The following is a 19,563-nucleotide window of genomic DNA, read 5'->3' as shown; positions in this document are numbered from 1 at the left end:
CCAAGCGAGCCGAGGGTGAGCGGACGGACTATCTGCGGTTTAGCGGAAAATGCCAGCGATATCGTTCGTGAATGCGAGCCGGTTGCTACCGGTTTGCGGGTCCCAGAAGAACAACGAATCGGCAAACGCCAAGTCGGGGCTGCGGAACAGCGGCGTGACGGCTCCAAAACCGGACCCATTGATCTGGGTCGGATCGATGATGGAATCTAGAACCGAGAATCCATCGGTCGCGTCGCCTCGGAGCAGTCGATTCGCCCCACTGGCTGCGTCCCAGGCAAACAAATCGTCGATGCCATCGGCATTGAAATCACTTACCGTCAGATTGGCTGCAAGTCCACCATTGATAGCCGTGGAGGCGACAAACCCGGTGAGCACATCGCCCACCGCAGCGAGACCAGTTTCAGTCACGCTCTGCAAATTGATCAACCGATTCTGACCACTCTCGGAATTCACAAAGAGCAGTTGATCCAACCCGCGACCTTCAAATTGCCCAACGAGGACGTCGGTGAAATCATTGCCATTGATGGCAGCAGTCGGAATAAAATCGGTTTGCAGTGAAGCCACACTCGTGACCGCGTTGGCCGTCGAGAAGCTCAGATTCGCCAAGCGATTCCGTCCGGTTTCCGGATTCCAGAAGAAGAGATCGTCGGTCCCCAAACCATTCAGGTTCCCAGAGACCACTTCCACGAAATCATCGCCGTTAATCGCGGCCGGAGCAACAACATTGGTTTCAAAACTTGAAGACAGATTGGTCTCTGCATCGACCGTGAAACGAACAATCCGGTTGCGTCCGGTCGTTGACGACCAGAAGAACAAATCGTCTCCGGCGGTTCCGTCGAAATTGCCCAGCGTGACGCTGGAGAAATCGTTACCGTTAACCGCGGTCGGGTCGATCAGATCCGTCACAACACGACCGTCGCCGAACAAAATCCGGTTTGCCCCTGTCTCGGGATTCCAGAACAACAAGTCATCTGCTCCGCGTCCGTTCCCATCAAAGTTACCACTGATGACTTCCGTGAAACTTCCGTTGATGGCGTTCGGTTCAATCAGCGATTCAACTAAGCCAGACAGTGGCAAACTTGTTGCGTTGCTCGTCAAACTCGAAAGTTGACTGACCAGGAACAACAACCCAGCCGGGCTGTTTCCATTTAACAAGTTAGAAACATTGTAGACGAGGTTCCCCAGAATCTGTCCTTCGCCGGTCTCCGCCAGGAGTTCAGCGTCAATATCACTCGTGGTGATTTCTAGTCCCAACAGATCGACGAACACAGGCGGCGTGTCGTCTTCAGTCATGATCAAGAGATCCAAGACCGAAACGGTGGCCCCCGGTTCTGCGGCGATCAAGTTCGGCAACGAGAGCGTTTCAAAAACTCCGGACAAGATCGAATCGATCGCTCCGGTTGGCAAGGTGATACTCGACGCATTCAACACGCCGACTACTTGTGCCAGAACCCCGTTGAGGTTGCCACTGAGTTCGCTGAGTTGTTCTGGTGTTGCATCCAGGGTGTTCAACACGCCCGTCAAAACATTGCCGAGCAAAGCCCCGTCGCCACTCACAGCATCGGCGTTGACCGTAATCGGCGACGTTTGCAGGATCAAACCTAACAAGTCGAGATCGATCGCCGGTACGGTCAAACTGACAACCCGGTCTTCGTTGAACATCGTCGGTGGCACAGTCGCCGGATCAATGCCGGGAAGTTGAGCCGTCAGGTCGGTCAGGAGTTCATCAAGTCGCATATTGATGAAATCTAAATCGAGTTCATCGGGCAGCGGTGGGTTGAACACATCGGACACAGCCGTCAACACGTTCCCTAATATCAAGCCTTGCCCGGCTTGGGCCGAGACCGTCAAAGTAATCGGGCTGGTTTCGACGAGCACCCCGAGCAAGTCGAGTTGGATCGGTGCGACCATCACTTCCAGCACAGGGGTCGTTTCAGTGTTGGCGGTGTCGAACGCTCCGTCGGTGATGCCATCCACATTGAGGTTCGTCGAGTTCACAATCGTGACGACCGTCCGCAGAATGTTGTTAACTGCGTTGTTGACGTTCTCCGTATTGATGAGCGTGGAAAGTCCCGTCAAAGCATTTCCGAGCAGATTGCCATCACCCTGTTGGGCCGACGCTGTGACCGTAATCGGACTGGTCGCAACAGTAACACCAAGCAAATTGACGTCTAGCGGCGGAAGTTGCAGATTCAACAGCGGCGTTGTTGCGGTGTTCGTCGATGAGGATGTCGTCCCATCAAGCGGCTCGGTAATCGTTTCGCTTCCCGATGCCAGATCGGTCACGAGGAAAATCAGACTGGCCGGACCACTTGGATTGAGCAAATTCGCGACGTTGTAGAGCAAGTTCCCCAGAACCTGCCCATCTCCGGTTTCGGCGGTCAGCCGGGCATCAATATCTGTGGTGGTGATTTCCAATCCAAGAATATCCACCATGACCGGAGGTGTCGAATCCTGCGAGGCAATCACGAGATCGAGGATCGTCGTGGAGCTGCCGGCTTGAGGAGTGATCAACTCTGGCAGGGCCAACGTTTGCAACGGTTCCGTGAGGGAATCCAGGGCATTGGATGGTAAGGTCAATGTCGACGCATTGAGCACGCCCACCACTTTTGCCAGAACGTCGTTCAAGTTCCCGCTGAGTTCACTCAGTTCGTCCGGCGTGGCATCGAGCGTATTCAAGACGCTCGTCAAGATGTTGCCCAGTAGCAAACCATCCCCGGTCGCGGCTGTTGCATTAACGGTGATCGACTCTGTTTCAAGATTCAAACCCAGCAAATTGAGATCGATGGCGGGAACGGTCAGGCTGAGAATTTCGCCGTCTTCAAGAACCGGATCGGGTGTGTCGGCTGAACCGATGTCGGGAATCTGAGCATTCAGATCGTCAAGCAGTTCCGTGAGTCGCTCATTGATGAAAGCCAAATCGAGTTCATCGGGAATCGGAGGATTGAACAAGTCCGACAAAGCCGTAACCGCATTCCCCAGCACCAGTCCTTCCCCTGCATTCGCGGTAATCGTCAGACTGATCGGGCTGGTGTGAACGATCGCTCCGAGAACGTCGAGTTGCACTGGAGCAACCATCAATTCCAGAACCGGCGTGGTCCCAGTTTCTCCGGTCGTGAACACACCAACACCAACGCCTTCGACTTCCAAGTCGACACTGTTCACAAGTTCGACGACGGTGCCAAGCACGTTGTTCAAAGCATCGTTGACTTCCTGCAAATTGACGATCGACGAGACCTGATTGAGTAAGTTCCCAACTAGTCGCCCATCACCCGATTCCGCCGAAACGGTCACAGTGATGGCACTCGACTGGACTCGCAAACCGAGCAAATCCAAATCGAGTGGCTCCAAGTTGAGCGTCAACAGTTCATTCGCTGTCGTGTCGGCAACGGCCGTCGCAGCAGTATCGGCAGTCAGGGTTCCAGCACTTGCCGTATCAGCAACAACGGTATTAGCAACACTTGCTTCGTCCTGGATTGCAACCGGCGAAGCCGAAAGTAGTGTGCGATCTTCCAGAAACTCTGCCACGTCGGCGAAACCTGTATAGCTGGCTTGTTTAACGCGGCGATGATTCTTGCGTTGAAGTCGTTGTTTCCACATAGAAGTTGCCCTAGTCCCAGTGTTGAAATCTGGCTCGATCAGGCCAGAGGTTGCCCGGTGTGATCTGAAGTCACATTTTGGTGTCACTGGGGCAAAGCAAACGTAGTGCCAGTAGCAACTGGAACCCAAGTCGTGATTTGACGACTAGGTAAAATAGAGGTTTCGCGTATCCAGTACAGGCCGAATTACGAAAGCCTGATGGTCCAGCAAGAGCCAACTTGGTCGCCAGGGAATCAGCTTGTCGGAAGGACGCCCCTTAGGCAAAAATCTCTCGCACGACGCGGCCGTGAACATCAGTCAAACGGAAATCACGACCGGCGTGTCGATACGTCAGTTTCTCATGGTCCAAACCAAGCAGGTGCAAAACGGTCGCGTGGAGATCGTGGACATGCATTTTGTTTTCGACGGCTTTGAAGCCGAATTCGTCCGTCTCGCCGTATGTCATTCCGCCACGCACACCACCGCCGGCCAGCCACATGGCGAAGCCATGATGATTATGATCGCGACCGTTTCCATTTTCCGAAGTCGGCGTGCGACCAAATTCGCCGCCCCAAATCACGAGTGTATCGTCAAGCAACCCGCGTTGTTTCAGATCGCCGAGCAGGGCGGCAATGGGTTGGTCAATCGATTTGCACAAATTCGGCACTTTGTCGTCGTGACCGGAATGCGTGTCCCACGGCTGACCGTTGCCGTAGTACACCTGCACGAACCGCACGCCGCGTTCAACCAGCCGCCGAGCCAACAAACAACCGTTCGCGAAATGACCTTCGCCGTACTGGTCACGAGTCGACTTAGTTTCGCGGTTGATATCGAATGCATCTGTCGCCTGAGTTTGCATCCGGAACGCAGTTTCCATGGATTGCACGCGGGCATCGAATGCGGAATCCTCTCCTTGTTGTCGTTGGACTTCCTGATCGAGCTGTTTCAGCAAATCGAGTTGGCGTCGTTGCGTTCCGTGATTCCATTGTGGGTTCGCGAGGTTAGGAATCATTGCGGTCGGGTTGATTTTCGAATGATTGATGTACGTCCCTTGATGAGCCGACGGCAGAAACGCACTGTTCCACAAAATCGAAAACCGCACCGGCCGACCGGGACACAGCACCACATAACCGGGCAGGTTTTGGTTTTCGGTACCCAGTCCATAGAGAAACCATGCCCCCATGCTCGGGCGTGTCGGCAGAATGGTGCCGTTGTTCATTTGCAGAAGAGCCGGGCCGTGATTGGGATTGTCGGCGTGCATCGATCGCAGTACGCAGATGTCGTCGATGTGTTCGCTCAGCTTCGGCAACAACTCGCTGACCGGCACGCCGCTCTCTCCGCAGTTGCGGAACTTGAACGGCGACGGCAGCAACCCACCCGTTGGGCGTTCGGTCGCAAGGTCCGCACCCGGAGGACGTTCACCCGCGTACTTCTTGAGGTCCGGTTTTGGATCGAACAAGTCCCCACCAAACGGTCCACCGTTCATGAACAAGTGGATCACTCGTTTCGCACGCGGCGGAAAGTGGCAGCCGATCGCGTTCGATGTAGCGGCCTCCGCCAAACTCTGTTGCGACAAAAACGCGGTCGCCCCGATCATGCCAGGAATGCTGCTCGATCGGGCGAGCATACCACGACGGGTCAAAGGCTGCGTGGAAAACGGATTCATCGGTCAACTTTCGATTTTCGCTGAGTGACTTCAAACGAGCGATCAGTTCACGAACAAAAATTCATTCGACGCCAGCAGCACGTGAGCATACTGCGTCCAGGCGGTTTCGTCGGGAGTGTCGGCCACGAACGCCAAACCGATTTCGAGTTCGCGAGCCGAGGGCTCTCGGGCGAACAACAAACGGTAAGCCAGACGGATGCGGTCGCTGAAATCATCGGGCTGTTCGGTGGCCAAGCGGGTCGCGAGCGTTTTGGCTCGTCCGATCAGCAACGGACCGTTCAACGTGTAGAGTCCTTGCAGCGGTGTGGTGGTGGTTTGCCGACGCGGACTGTGTGCGGTCGGGTCGGGGAAGTCGTGCATGAGCAACGTCGTCGACATATCCCGACGGTGAATCGTGGTGTAAATTGTCCGGCGATTGTTGTTCGCATCGGTCAAGTCGAGGGAGGGACCGCCGATCGTCAAATTCAAATCCCCACCGACCGCGAACATCGCATCCCGCCAGGCTTCCACTTCGAGTCGTCGCCGATTCATACGAGACAGCCAACGGTTGCCCGGGTCGAGTTCATCTTGCGGACGGTCCGCTCGGCTGGATTGTCGATAGGTCGCCGACAACACAATCTCGCGGTGCAACCATTTCAAGGACCAACCGTTCTCAATGAACCGAGACGTGAGATCGTCCAACAATTCCGGGTGCGACGGACGTTCGCCGGACTGCCCGAAGTTGCTCGGCGTGGCGACAAGTCCGTTGCCAAAGTGCTGATGCCAAATGCGATTGACGATCACTCGAGCCGCCAGTGACTCAGCATCAGTCGTGATGGCCTTTGCCAAATCTAATCGTCCGCTGCCTGTCTGGAACGGCTGCGAGGTTTCCGAAGATAACACCGTTAGAAACCGTCGTGGCACCAGTTCACCAAGCCGATTCGGATTGCCTCGGATGAAAACGTGCAAGTCGCGTGGTTGCGGTTGGTAGGTGAGTTTCGAACCACTGTCGGCCCGCTCGCCCTTCCGTTCGACATACAATGATTCCTCGACCACGCCGGGAGTGGTTGGTGTGTCGAAGTGCGGCGTGGCCTTGAGGTCGGCAATCTTCTGAGTCAGCTCCGCGATTTTTTCCGTTGGCTCTGGCTTCTGTTTCTTGAGCTTTGCCAATTCGGTTTCCAGCGTTTTGACTTGCTTGCGTGCATCGCGTACGGGAGCGAAAAGTTCCTCGGGAATGAGCGGTCGTTCGCCGAATCGACAACTCGCGAACACTCCCGCCAGCGCGTAATAATCTTTGGTGGTGATCGGATCGAATTTGTGATCATGACACCGGGCACACGCCACCGTGAGACCGAGGAACGTCCGAGAGACGGCGTCTACGCGTTCTTCCCACTCGTCCGCCACAATGACCTTAATGATCTCCGCCGGAAGTTGGAGTTCCTTCCAATAATTCGGACTCAAACCCAGAAAGCCGAGTGCGGGCATATCTTCCGGCCCGGTCGTCGGCATGAGATCGGTCGCGAGTTGCCGATGGACGAACTCATCGTACGGCAGGTCGTCGTTCATCGCCTGCACGACCCAATCGCGATACCGATACGCATCGCCGGTCGAATCCAGCCAACTCGCCGTGCGGTCGGTGTAGCGAGCCATGTCTAACCACATCCGGCCCCAACGCTCGCCAAAATGCGGACTATCGAGCAACCGATTAACCTGTTTCTCATAAGCGGCAGGGTCGGGGTCGTTCACGAAGTCTTCCACTTCCGCTGGGGTGGGCGGAAGACCGACGAGATCGAAACTCAACCGCCGCAGCAGTGTCGCACGATCCGTCATGGGAGATGGTTCCAACCCTTCCCGTTCCATAGCCGCGAGGATGAAATGATCGATGCGTTGTTTCGGCCAATCGGTTTGCCCGACTGTTGGCAACGTGTGTGTCTTCACTGGTTGAAAAGACCAGAACTGCATGGCGGCGGCGAAATCGATTTCCTCGTTAGCCGGGCGAGCGGCGGTTGTATCCTTCGGGAACGGTACGCCGCGACGCACCCATTCCGTGAAGGCAGCGATTGCTGGCTCGGGAAGTTTTCCCTCTGGCGGCATCTGAATGTCCGAATCGGGAGCGTACTGTAGCACCTCGATCAGCGAACTTTCCTCCGGTTTTCCCGGCGTGACGACTTGGCCACCGTCACCGCCTTTGAACACATCGTGCGCGGTGTCCAATTTCAACCCGGCGAACACCGGATCGGCGTCTTTCGAGTGACATTCATAACAATGCTCGACCAACAACGGTCGAATCGTCTTTTCGAAAAACTCGATATCTTCCGCCGACGCGGTCCCCGCATCCGGTTGGTCCGCGTGCGCACCGGTCATCGGGATCAGCAAACCACAGCTGATCAACGCAATCCAAAATTGGTGGGTCATCGAGAAACGTCTCGCACAGTCAGTTCGTGTTACAGGGCTGCCATATTCCATCAACAAATTCTGATGGAAACGCCCGCCCATCGCAAGATTCGAATGCAGACTTCTTGGGATTCTTGCGAGTGATGGGAGTCGAACACCGAAACCCGTTACAATCGAGAGAGTCTAGGAAATTCGAAAGTGGTGATGGCGATGCTTCTTCCATATCTGATCGTGACAGCGAGTTTTCTCTGGGTGGAACCGGCGGAAGTGGTGCTCGATCGCCCCATGCCACGTCGCCGGACCGGTGCGGATTTCGAAAGGGCCCTGCAACAACCGATCAGCGTGGCGAACAAGTTCGATTCGCTGCGGAGCGTGCTGACGAGTTTGTCGACGGCGTACAATGTGGCCATCTTGCTGGACCGGCGAATCGATCCGACTGCAACGCCGGCCATCAATTTGCAGAATCAGCCCTTCCAATCCGCCTTGAAATCCATTGCGACCACGATCGGAGCCGATGCCGTCGTCATCGGGAATTCCATCGTGATCGGCCCGTTGAATGCGGTTGGCAATTTACCGGGTCTGGTGGAGCAACGCACCCGTGAGATTACTTCAAACGAAGTCGGTATCTCTCGACTACAACGGTCGGCGTTGACCAATCGCCGATTGACGCTGCATTGGAACGACTTGGACGAACCACGACAAATCGTTGTGGCCGCTGCGGAACGGTTCGGCTTGGAGATCGAAAACCCCGAGCAAATCCCACACGACTTATGGCCCGGAAATACGATTCCTGAAGCATCGGCCGCTGAAGCGTTGTCGCTATTGTTGATGCCGTTCGATCTTACTTTTGAGTGGAGTCAAAACGGACGAACCGTGCGGTTAGTCGACGCGCCGCAGGTGGTGACAACAGAAAAACTTTATCTTCCGCGTGACCCAAAATATCTGGCCATCCGCGACCGCCGAAAACGTGCGGAGACCGCCGCGACAGATTGGCAACAGCAGATCCCCGGGTTGCAAGCCGAAGCGGATGGCCAAACGGGTCGCGTGCTAGTGACCGGAACGGCGGCAGTGCATGCCCGACTTACGGCTCTACTGAAACCGGAAGTTGACGATCCAGAACCCAACCCAAACATCGGGCCAGCGATACCACTCAAACGCCGTCGCTTTCTGCTCAATGTGGAGAACGTGCCCGCCATCGCCATCATGAAGAAGCTCGAAGAAAGCGGTGTCGTGTTCGAATACGACGCCACCGACATGACGAACGCCGGGATCGATTTCAACCAACGTATCGCGATCAATGTCACCAACGAAAATGCGAACGCATTCTTAAAGGAGCTGTTCGAACCGCTTGGCGTCGCATTCGAATATCAGGGAGTCACCGTTACGCTGACCCCGAAACCTTAGCGAAACATCGACTACGCAAGTGAGATCATGGGGTTACTAGCCAGTTCAACCACTTGCTGAGGTACACCGCTGATAAGACGAAGTCGGCCGAGATCTAGCATCGTGTTCAAGATCGTCGAAACCAGATGAGACGGCTTGAGAGCTTCGCTGTCGGGTTCGCCGCCGTCTCGGGTTGAACGCCCGATGACCTTACCACTCGGTTGACCACCTCCATATAACAAAAGAGGAGCAAGACGACTCCAATGGTCGCGACCTCCGCGTCCATTGACGCGTGGCGTGCGTCCCATCTCACCGACGCAAACCAGCATGATCTTTTCTTGCAGCCCAAGTAACTCAATGTCTTCGACAAACGCAGCGACCGCATAATCAAACGCGCGTCCGACTGCGTTCATTCCGTCCACCATGTTTAAGTTATTGCCATCGGCATGCATGTCCCAGACACCTGCATACCCTGCGTGAACCGTGACAAAGCCACATCCGGCCTCACAAAGTCGACGAGCAAGCAACAATAGTTTCCCAATCGACTTGGCCTGAGCCGTGTAATAACCCCGCCGCCCACGTGCTGCCTTGTCCCATTGCCCCTCGCGTGCGAAATGTTGGGTGTCGTATCTGCGGACGACACTTGGGTCTTCGTTGGCCAAATCGAGTGCCGCTGCGACTTTCCCACTCAGCAAGAGTTCATACGCTTGTCGCTGCAATTGATCCATCTGTTCGATTCGCCCGGATGTATCGAGGTCCTTTCGAAACCGGTCGAGTTGATTCAACAATCCACGACGATCTTCAAAGATTCGGTCGTGAGGAAGATTGAGTCGCATGTCTTGCTGTAAGTCGCCACCTCCGCCCGGCACAAACGGTGCGTAAGCTTGTCCATAAGGTCCTGTCGACTTCAGATCCCCTCTCGCTTGCGGACCAGGAACGTCTGAATCGACGGCACTGGGATAGACGACGATGTTCGTCGGCATGCCCGTTTGCGGATTTGTCGAACCGACGATCCGCGAATAATGAGAACCAAGGTTTGCATCCAACGAATCCGGCCCGACAATCGGCTGCAAGTTGTGTCCGGCGTTATTGGTCTGAAACGAGCGAACAACGGTCAGTTTATGAGCCAACCGAGACAGCCGCGACATTGCCTCTCCGAACGCAACGCCCGATAGCGAAGTTTGCACAACTTCGGTTAGCGTCCGAATCTCCGAAGGGGCATTTGGTTTGGGATCGAAGGTTTCGAACTGGCTCGGTCCTCCCTGTTGAAACAGGAAAATCACAGACTTGCCGGTTGCAACATCAGAAAGCGATTCGGCCTTCGCAGAACTTCCGAGCATTGTCGGCAACGCGAACCCGCCGATTGCGAGACTGCCGATTCGCAGAAACTCACGTCGAGGGAGGAGATGTTCTTGGAACCGAAGTGGAGACATAGTAGCACCCGCTTTCCAAGCGTTCGCCCGCGTTTCGTCTCGATCGTACCAGCCGTTCCTCGTGCACCTAGAGAACGCGAAACGGACTTTCGAACCCAGACTCCACGAACGCTGTTCGGTCAGACCGTCCTGGTTCAGTATGTCGCATGATAACAGCTGAGCCACCCACCCATCAACCACCGCTGATCCAAAGACGTCTGGGACAACCAATATCGGGGTCACAACCGCTGCGTGCAGTTTCGCGGTCAATCGCTGTCTTTGGTGGACCGCTTGACGGCATGAGCCCGAATCGCCTTGCGGGCCTCGCTTAGTCGAGCAGGCCACTGAAAACGCGGGGCCTTCTGAGGATCATATCCTGCGAGATGCCCCGTCAATCGAGTGGTGGGTTTGGTGTAGCGAAACTGGGTATCCCCGAACACTTCCCGACACACAGCAGCCAACCTCGGATCATATTCGAGTAACTCAGCACGTGTGTTGACGTGGTTATGATCGTGGTCGTTTTCACGATTGTCATCAAACCATGACTGCACACCTTCGGCGAAGTATTCGTAATGATTGACGGAGGCATACTTGCCTTTCCACAACCCCTCCGCCATTGCGGCATCGTATGCAGCTCGCACTCGTGTATCGAACGTCGGGTCGACGTTGCTCATGCCACGCAAGTGGATATTGTGAGCCAACTCGTGAATCAAAATGTTCTCGGCTTGGTAAGGGTCGCCAGGGTACGCTAAGAGATTTTCTTCAGCACAAGAGCAGTAGGGATCTGTCAGACTTCCTCCCATCCCACGGGCTCGGGCATCGCGATAGTCTTTCGCAGGAATGTCAGGGAAGTTCCGCACCGGTTTCTCCGCTAGCCATTTCCATTCCGGTTGGTCAGTTGTGAATTCGTCATGAGCGAGGATACAAAGCCTAGCGCCACTCTGAGTCATCGCGTCACGAACATCAGGTCGCTGCGCGAGCATCTTATCCACGATATACACAGCTTCCTTAAGTGCATACGGATTGACACGCTCCGAAGCGACAATCGGGAACCCACCGGCATCCACTCTTTGGGTATAAAACTCGGGAATACCACCGAATCGGAACGCTTGCACCGGGACTTTGCTAGTCACAATCGTTTCCGTTTGATCTCGACGACTGACAAGAACAAATTGATGGCCGACTGTTGTCTGAATGATCGAATTCTGATTTGGTTGAATCGTCCCGTTTGGTACACGCTCCTGATCCGATTTAAGCCAAAAGACATCAATGACGTCGCCGCTACCATTGAAGATCTGTAGCTTCGCTCGCGTGGTTTCGGTTTTCGGAGCCGGATCGATCTCGGGAGCATGAGCCGATTGCAAATTGTCTTGCAGAAACCGAGTCATCGTGCCCCACAAATGTCGGGTTGTGTTGTCTCCCTCGTTGACACTATGCGATCGATTGGGATACGGAAGAACTGTAAACCGCTTCCCCTCAGCGACAAGTTTGTTGATGAGTTTCTCAGTTCCTTGATAGTGACAGTTGTCATCTCCAGTGCCATGAATGACTAGCAGGTTGCCACGTAGTTTGTACGCATGAGACAAAGGAGAACCATCTTGATAGCCCTTTGCATTGTCGGTCGGCAGACCCATGTAGCGTTCTTGGTAAATGGTGTCATAGAGAGTTTGATCAGCGACTGGTGCAATCGCGATTGCAGTTCGATACAACTCCGGGTAGCGAAAGATCGCGTTGAGACTCATACTGCCACCACCACTCCACCCCCAACTGCCAACACGTTTTGGATCGATAAACGTCCAACGATTCAATAGTTCCTCGACGACGCGTGCCTGTTCTGCAGACGCGAGTGTACCAATCTGTCGATACACGCACTTCCGCCAAGCACGCCCCTTGGGCACATTCGTGCCACGGTTATCGAAACTAGCAACGACAAACCCTTGTTGCGCGAGCATCCAATGCCAAAGTCCCCGAGGCCCTCCCCAGCGATCGCGTACCGTTTGCCCGTGCGGCTCACCATAGACATACATAACTAAAGGGAATCGTTCTCCCTTTGGCAAACTCTTCGGTCGAAGACTCCAACCATCTAATAGAACACCGTCACCGATGTCGATACTGAGAAACTCAATCTCAGGTCGCTGAAGCGCGTTCACACGTTCCCGGAGTTCCTGGTTATCCGTCAAAGTTTGGACAACTGTGTGATCGTTCAAACGAACTAGACTGACAACTGGTGGGGTTGAGAATGTCGAGAAAGCATGAACGGCATACTTAGCATCTGGCGAGCATTGATAGGAATGCCAACCACTCTCAGTCATTGGTGACAGCCGCGTAGCTTCCGTGCCATCTAGGGAGACACGATACAAATATTGCTGAGTCGCATTGTCAGGAGATGCCGTATAGTACAAGCAGTTTTCCTCTTCATCGACAGCAACGACATCTATAACATCAAACGAGCCTTGAGTGACCGATTCCAGATGCCCGGATTCTCGGTTGGCAATATAGGCGTGTCGCCAACCAGTGCGTTCACTGATCCAAAGAAACTGTTCGCCGTCTTTCAACCACCGCACGGGGTTATCGTTTTCGATCCAAGCCGAATCGGTTTCTGTTAAAACAAGTTCTCCAAGCCCCGTTGCCGGATCGACCAACCAAACTTTAAGCACCTTCTGCAATCGATTGAACTGCTGAACAAGAATTGTAGATCCATCGGGTGTCCACTCTGCACGCGGTAGATAGTGTTCACGAGGATCACCGGGAAGTCGAATCCAATTGACTTCGCGACTATCGACCGAGACCACCCCCAACCGAGTTACAGAGTTCTGACTACCAACTTTCGGATAGGCGAACGATTGAATCTGCGGCGTTTTGGCCTTGGTATTGTTGATGAGATGAAACTGCGAGACGCCACTCGTGTCGAACTGCCAAAAGAGGATTTGTTTCCCGTCCGGACCCCACCGGAAGCCGTCCCGGAGCCGAAACTCTTCTTCGTTGACCCAGTCTCCATGCCCGTTGATGACAATCCCATCACCATCCGTCGTCAAAGCTTGAATCGAGTGATCATCGAGATTCTGCAGATAGAGATTGTCCTCACGCACATACGCGACCTGAGACGCATCCGGGGAAAACTTGGCGAACATGAGTGTCGAAGACGGCACATCGCCACCGAGTTTCGTCAACGACTGCGACGCCAAATCGCAGACCCAATAGTCACCGCGGGTTTTGCTCCGCCAGACTTTTCGGCCATTCGTGGAAATCAACACACGTGACTCATCCGCCGAAAACGTGAAGTCCTCGATTGACAACGGTTGATCATCCCCCTCTGGCACCAATGCCGAAGACGGAATGACGACTTCTTTCACACCCTCGGGAGTCTTCCGCACTAGGTCAGAGCCATCCGAATCGTCTGATTCTTCCAGCAGAAAGTAAGTCTGTGAAAGCCGACTCCAATGCATCTTGGGAATCGGATCGGCTTCGAATTCTTCCGAAGTGAACAAACGATCGAGCGTGAGTAACTCCGTTGAGGAATCCGCACCCAACCCAGGCTGCGACAGAAAACTGCTGAACAGCAGCAGAACAAACGATCCCTTCATGACCCCTCCAATTGTTGACTCGTTGCATGATCGTGACCAATGAGCATCGCAGATCGCGAGGGATTCGACAAACGAACGGGGCACGACATCGGAATGCGGACCAATTCTCAGCGGTATTTGCAGCCGTCCTCGAGCGGGCATGATACGCGACTTCCTAGGAATGCTGTGTCACCACCGCTGAGCAAGCGCAGCTAATCAAAGCCGAACTATGACGACTCGAGCGACTATGGCACCCAAATCGCCCAAGCCGCAACGAGAACAACTGTCCCGACGACAGCTGTCAGAATCCCGGAAAGCCGGCGGCGACGAAGATACAGCAGCAGGCCGAACCCAGAGAGCGACAATAGCATGGTGACAATCGCTGAGATGTCGATCACTAAGCTCCATTCACCGCCACTATCCCGTCCCTTATGAAGATCATTGAGTACTGCCATTAGTCCCGATGATGTCTCCGTCAGCATGTATTGTCCGTTCGTGTGGTCAAGAAAAATATCGGCCGCATAGCCGGGGCTTTTGAAGACTAGCATGCACTCGAACTCGTCTACAGTGAATTCGGTAACGCGGCCTCGCAGTTGATGTTCCGCTCGAAACCATTCGGCGATGGCAAGTTGATCGACGGAGACACTTGATTGTTCCGTCATGCTCGACCGATTAGTTTGCGTTTCGATCACCTGAACTTTGACAACATCATTCGGAATGGTTCCTTGAACATCGCGAACAGTCTGTTCACTTGCCCCAAACCATGTGGGGTGATTGAGCGTCAGCCCAGTTAGAGCAAAAAACATCAGTGTGGCGAAACCTAGCATCGAGACATAGATATGAACCCAACGAAAAGCAGCAGCGCTTTTGGCATACCAACTGCGTTTTCGCCGAGAGGTCATATTCTTAGATTGATCTGCTTCCGCTACAGCGGGAGCGATCAGATCGCATTCATGATCGACACTAGGCATGTTAGCGATACTCGATTTGTCAAGGACTCGACTTGGTGTATTAGGGTTACTTCTGGTTCCACGGAATGTAGTAGAACGCAGCTTGACTCACTTCGACATTGTCCTTTAACTTCTGTTCGTCGATCGGTTTGGCTGTGAGTTCAACCGGCTGCCGAATGAGTTGATAGGTGCCATGCTCGCGGGCCACTTCGATATATAAAGTGTACTGGCCATGAGGCAACGACTTGCCTAGGTTATCCGTGCCATCGAAACGAGCCTGGTACTCGCCAGGTCCGCGAGTCGCACCGGCAATGGTATCAATCAAGTCTTTCTCTTCAACGACCTTCCGAAGTCGGTCGTAACGATACCAACGGGTTAAATCCCGATGCCAACGTGGACCAGGCTGTTCCGTTTGCATCCACAGCAATGCAGTTTTGACGGGGAAACCGTCGGCGTCTTCGAGCCAAACTGCAACATACGGTCTCCGATATCGTCCGCCTTTAGGCCGATTGAGCGTAAACTCGACAACTAATCCGGGCTTTGTTTTCTCAGTTGTTGTCTTGTCCGCGAAGTTGATGAATTGAGTCTTAGGTCTCGGCCAGCCAGATGACGTCACGACACGGCCATCTTCAATCATAAGACATTCTACAGAATCCAAAGACTCGACGAATTTCAAGCCAGCGCTTCGCCCTAGTACACAAAGTATTGTTGCGATCGCATCGGCATCGATCGCTGTTTTGGCAATAACAGTGGCACTCAGAAGATGCTGCACAGGTTGCCCGGTCCGTGGATCGAGCAACTGCGGATAGCGTCTCCCGTTAATTTCAAAGAACCGCCGATAGCCACCACTTGTCGCCAATCCCATGGCGTCGTTCGATGTCACCACATGAATTGGCTCGGAATTCTCGAAAGAGTTGACGGGGTCGGTGATACCGATTGTTAATGGCCCGCCACCAATCGTTCGCAAGTCGCCACCAATGTTGATCGTCAACTGAGTCAGTCCCGGAAACTTCTGCGTCACTAGGTCGCAAACAGAGTCGAGAATATAGCCCTTTGCGAGTCCATCAAGCGTAATTGGCAAGTCGCCTGTTTGCTCAAAACTATAGTTGTCGACTTGCTTCCAAGCTGGGACCTGAAGTTGTCGTGTGATCGACTTTAGTTCTTGAGACGTTGGAACGTGTTGGTCCTGCTCGGCCTGTTGCCAGAGTTCAATCAATGCCCCCACCCGAACATCAAAGACCCCGTTCGTTTTTTGATGCCAGTATGCTGACCGCTCAAGTACATTTGCGAGGTCCTTTGAAACCGAATTTTGCAATTGGCCGTTTTGCCAACGCATGAGCTCGCTTGAGGAATCATAACGGCTCAGGATGTTGTTTAGCCGATCGACCTCAGCAAGTACGAGTGCTTCCACTGTATGAGCTGCTTGTAACGAATCCGCTCCCACGCGAAGTTCGAGAGACGTCCCGAGTACATATTCATGATGGAAGACATATTCCGAAGCAGAACTTGAAACAGTGGTGAGACTAGCCACAGTCAATAAGCATAACCTTTGAAACAACACAGCAACTGTCATGAGATATCCTGTCACGGGACTGAACCAAAAGCGCAACGCGATTCCGGCGAACTGGCGACACATCGGTTGTGTGTTCCGCCAGTTCGAGAAGCTGGAATAGCGTGATAATCAAAGAGGGATGAAAAACAGAGTTACTCGTCGGAATCGCTGTCCGTGTCGTCCGCCTTCAAGGCTGCCACGGTTTCCTGATAGGTGAGAGTATCGTCAGAGTCGGTGTCCGCCCGATCAAAGAACTGAGACATACGTTGACCGAGTTCATCACGGCTGAGCTTGCCATCTTTATTGGTGTCTTTACGAAGGATCAGTTTTGCATTCTGACTAGCAACGACATCTGGGGAACGACGTTGACCACCAAACCCATTGCTAACAATCGTCTCTGGTTCCTGTTTCGGGTTGGGGTCGAATAGAACAAAGTCGACTTGCTGCTTCTCAGTGTTGATGCCGTAGAATAGTAGTCGTTCATTCAACGCGAGCATTGTTTGCCCGGGTTCTACGCCCGGAATTTTGCCGGCGACCGTTGACCACGTTGCCGTCTCACGATCGAAAACTTCCAAGGAGGTTGCCGGTGTAAAGTGGCCGTCTGCTCGTGTGAAGCCTCCGAACAGGTAAAGTTTGTTTTTGGTGGCGACTAAACTTGGAAATACCCGGGGCACGTTCGGCGACGGTGCCTCACTCCATTCGCGAGTTTTGAAGTTGAAGACATCGACTCGTTCGGCAATTCCGCCCGATTCCGCAAGCCCGCCGACCATATAGTATTTGTCTTGTAGGACAGCGCTACCGAAGGAACGTCGCGGTGTGGGGACAGAGATATTCGGAAGTGGAGTAATTTCCGAACTATCACCCCACCAATGCAGGATGGAAGTTTGATACTCTCGGTCTTCCCCCACGCTCTGACCGCCAAACAGCCAAATTGCATCATCGTGGGTGGTCGCGGAAAACATAGACCGAGCTTCCGGCAGAGACTTTACAGAATAGGTCCAAGTCTTTGCGTCGGGATCGAACTCGAGCACTTCATTGAGTGCACAGAATTTGTCATCGCGAAAACCGAGTCCTCCGAAAACGACTATCGCGTGATGCTCACTTGTTTGTGAGTGGACGACTCCCGCACCACTTTGCATCGCCTGTGGTAAATCGGGAAGTTGCTCGACGCTCTGACGACTGATATCAAACACGAACGCTTCCTTGACGAACGCCTCCTGAGAAAATTCGTGCGGGTTAGGGCTGGCGTTCCCGCCGATGGCATAAAGTTTCATACCGTCGAGAATCAATGTTTGACTGTGTTTAGCACGTCCGCTGAAGGGAACCGACCAGCGGGCAAGTTTCGGCGTGGGTTTCTCGGATTGACTGAGCGTTAATGACTCGACACTCGGCGTGCGACCACCGCCGGAAACACCACCCAGTGCGATCAGCCGATCGTCTGAGAGCGGTAACAACCGCAGAAACATGCGGGGGAAGAGCAAGCGATCGACGAGTTCCCAATCGTTGCCGTCCTTGGCAAGCCGGTACACAACACCCGATGCCCCCGTGTAGTACAAGTTTCCGCCGGTGGCAAACGAACTGGTCGCGAATCCAGCGGTCGAACTGTCTGCTTTCAATTCGGGTCCTAGGGTCCATTCGTTTGATTGCGGATCGTAAACCGAAACTTTGCGAGTAATACCGCGTTCTTGAATTCCGCCGAGGAGATAGAGTTTCCCGTTATGAGCGGCGAGCGATGCAGCTCGCGTTTTGTATCCCGGACCAGCGATCGACTGCCAACCGGCTGCCGGGTCGTCTAGGTCGAACCGGAGCATGTCGTCGTGCCAAGGGGCTGTTCTTGACGACTCGCCTTGCAGGTTCCAGCCGGCTGCCACATAGATCGAACGTCCCAAAACGGCGGCATCCAAAGACGAACGCGGTTCGGGCAACGGAGTCAACTCCGTCCATTCGTCAGTCGCAGGATCGTAGCGAGCGAAGTGAGTCGTGGAGTTGAAGTTCGTTTCCTCGTTCCCCGAGTTCAAAAACGACAAACCACCGATGCGATAAAGGAATTTGCCATCGGTCACCAATGCGGTGCTCTGAGCCGGTTCATGTCGGGCGAGTTCTTCCCATTCCGCGGACGGGTCATCGTATTTGATTCGGCGAAAATGGTCGGACAGGTTATCGCGACCGAAGCCGTGCGCGTCACCATTGTGGCCGCTGAAAACGTAGAGATAGTCACCCAAGACGGCTGCCCCGAAGCTCGTGAGTGATTCACGGAGCGGCTTGTGAAGTTTCGACCCGGCGGTGGAAATCCCTGTCGGCTTGCTGAGTTGATGCTTCGAGAAGACTAACTCGCGGACCGATCGCTTACCGCCTTGCCGCACATCCACTGTGAGCGTTCGCAACGGTAAAAAGTAGTCACCTACCTCAGTCCAAGTGAAGACGTTTGAGCGTTGTGATTCAATATCGCCGGTTACTGTGTTGCGGTAGACAACGGCACTCACTTGAGGCAAAACCGTTCCCAGGGGCGTTTTGAACTGATCCAGATTGGTGATTTCGAACCAATGTGTGTCCGACTTTCTGAGCACGTCACGAATCATGCCATCGTCAACGCGAAACACACCGGAACCGTCTTTCTGTGCAATGAGCACTCCCGGTCCGTTGTCGGTGTCGTCGGCGAATTCATAGCCCTTGTCCGACATTTCACTGGGGCGACGGTGGGTAATGACCGATCGCAGTTTCGATTTTACCCAGGACTCGCGGGCAGCGTCGTCAATCGTGAGGGTGTACTCAAAATCCGGTTTGACGACGATTGTGCCGGCGTGCGAACCGCTATCGGTTTTCACAACGATATCGGCGGTGAAGCCCGGGAAATCGTGCCAAACCGTGCGGGCGTTGTGGGCTTCGAGCATGAAGTCAAACGCCGATCGATCCGCTTGCGGCTTCGCACTCCAGCCAAACGGAGAGGCAATCGTGAGAACCAGAAGCGCGAGCCAGGTTCGCGTGACGAGTCGTCGAATGCCAGTACGGGAAAAACTGTTCATTGGACTTTCACAGAATACGGGGATACGAAGCGCGAGACGGATCTTCCACGCGGACATAACTC

Annotated in this window: 9 protein-coding genes; 1 reads left to right on the top strand and 8 read right to left on the bottom strand. The window is 54.0% G+C overall.

Going from position 1 to position 19,563, the window contains the following annotated elements:
- Positions 1-39: 39 nt before the first annotated feature.
- From AC5DDB_RS27440 to AC5DDB_RS27430, 3 genes are all read right to left on the bottom strand, one after another.
- A complete protein-coding gene (locus AC5DDB_RS27440; protein WP_491742966.1) occupies positions 40-3,600 on the bottom strand; it encodes a hypothetical protein in 3,561 nt (1,186 codons plus the stop codon).
- A gap of 256 nt (positions 3,601-3,856) precedes the next feature.
- Positions 3,857-5,245: a DUF1501 domain-containing protein gene (locus tag AC5DDB_RS27435; protein WP_491742965.1), complete on the bottom strand. Its 1,389-nt coding sequence runs from the start codon at positions 5,243-5,245 to the stop codon at positions 3,857-3,859.
- 42 nt (positions 5,246-5,287) lie between these two features.
- Entirely contained in the window at positions 5,288-7,639 is a 2,352-nt protein-coding gene (locus AC5DDB_RS27430) for a PSD1 and planctomycete cytochrome C domain-containing protein (protein ID WP_491742964.1), read from the bottom strand.
- A gap of 183 nt (positions 7,640-7,822) precedes the next feature.
- Here AC5DDB_RS27430 and AC5DDB_RS27425 point away from each other — a divergent pair, with 183 nt between their 5' ends.
- On the top strand, positions 7,823-9,022 hold the full coding sequence (locus AC5DDB_RS27425; protein WP_491742963.1) for a hypothetical protein: 1,200 nt from the start codon (positions 7,823-7,825) through the stop codon (positions 9,020-9,022).
- 11 nt (positions 9,023-9,033) lie between these two features.
- Here AC5DDB_RS27425 and AC5DDB_RS27420 read toward each other — a convergent pair whose 3' ends face one another.
- The 5 genes from AC5DDB_RS27420 to AC5DDB_RS27400 all read right to left on the bottom strand — a co-directional run bounded on the left by AC5DDB_RS27420 (position 9,034) and on the right by AC5DDB_RS27400 (position 19,501).
- Positions 9,034-10,434: a DUF1501 domain-containing protein gene (locus tag AC5DDB_RS27420; protein WP_491742962.1), complete on the bottom strand. Its 1,401-nt coding sequence runs from the start codon at positions 10,432-10,434 to the stop codon at positions 9,034-9,036.
- Between the two features lie 245 nt (positions 10,435-10,679).
- A complete protein-coding gene (locus tag AC5DDB_RS27415) occupies positions 10,680-13,997 on the bottom strand; it encodes a DPP IV N-terminal domain-containing protein (protein WP_491742961.1) in 3,318 nt (1,105 codons plus the stop codon).
- Between the two features lie 224 nt (positions 13,998-14,221).
- Positions 14,222-14,947 carry a PepSY-associated TM helix domain-containing protein gene (locus AC5DDB_RS27410; RefSeq protein WP_491742960.1) on the bottom strand — a complete coding sequence of 242 codons (726 nt, stop codon included), beginning with the start codon at positions 14,945-14,947 and terminating at the stop codon, positions 14,222-14,224.
- A gap of 46 nt (positions 14,948-14,993) precedes the next feature.
- The gene (locus AC5DDB_RS27405) at positions 14,994-16,499 is read right to left on the bottom strand and encodes a DUF2271 domain-containing protein (protein ID WP_491742959.1); all 1,506 of its coding nucleotides are present in this window, start codon (positions 16,497-16,499) and stop codon (positions 14,994-14,996) included.
- A gap of 131 nt (positions 16,500-16,630) precedes the next feature.
- Positions 16,631-19,501 (bottom strand): DUF3386 family protein, encoded by a 2,871-nt coding sequence (locus tag AC5DDB_RS27400; protein WP_491742958.1) that lies wholly within the window; start codon positions 19,499-19,501, stop codon positions 16,631-16,633.
- Positions 19,502-19,563: the final 62 nt, after the last annotated feature.

The organism is Thalassoroseus sp., assembly GCF_984380535.1.
This window is presented reverse-complemented; position numbering and strand designations above follow the sequence as displayed.

Coding starts and splice junctions, on each gene's coding strand:
- AC5DDB_RS27440 (WP_491742966.1), bottom strand. CDS start 3,600: ATGTGGAAACAACGACTTCAACGCAAGAATCATCGCCGCGTTAAACAA.
- AC5DDB_RS27435 (WP_491742965.1), bottom strand. CDS start 5,245: ATGAATCCGTTTTCCACGCAGCCTTTGACCCGTCGTGGTATGCTCGCC.
- AC5DDB_RS27430 (WP_491742964.1), bottom strand. CDS start 7,639: ATGACCCACCAATTTTGGATTGCGTTGATCAGCTGTGGTTTGCTGATC.
- AC5DDB_RS27425 (WP_491742963.1), top strand. CDS start 7,823: ATGGCGATGCTTCTTCCATATCTGATCGTGACAGCGAGTTTTCTCTGG.
- AC5DDB_RS27420 (WP_491742962.1), bottom strand. CDS start 10,434: ATGTCTCCACTTCGGTTCCAAGAACATCTCCTCCCTCGACGTGAGTTT.
- AC5DDB_RS27415 (WP_491742961.1), bottom strand. CDS start 13,997: ATGAAGGGATCGTTTGTTCTGCTGCTGTTCAGCAGTTTTCTGTCGCAG.
- AC5DDB_RS27410 (WP_491742960.1), bottom strand. CDS start 14,947: ATGCCTAGTGTCGATCATGAATGCGATCTGATCGCTCCCGCTGTAGCG.
- AC5DDB_RS27405 (WP_491742959.1), bottom strand. CDS start 16,499: ATGACAGTTGCTGTGTTGTTTCAAAGGTTATGCTTATTGACTGTGGCT.
- AC5DDB_RS27400 (WP_491742958.1), bottom strand. CDS start 19,501: ATGAACAGTTTTTCCCGTACTGGCATTCGACGACTCGTCACGCGAACC.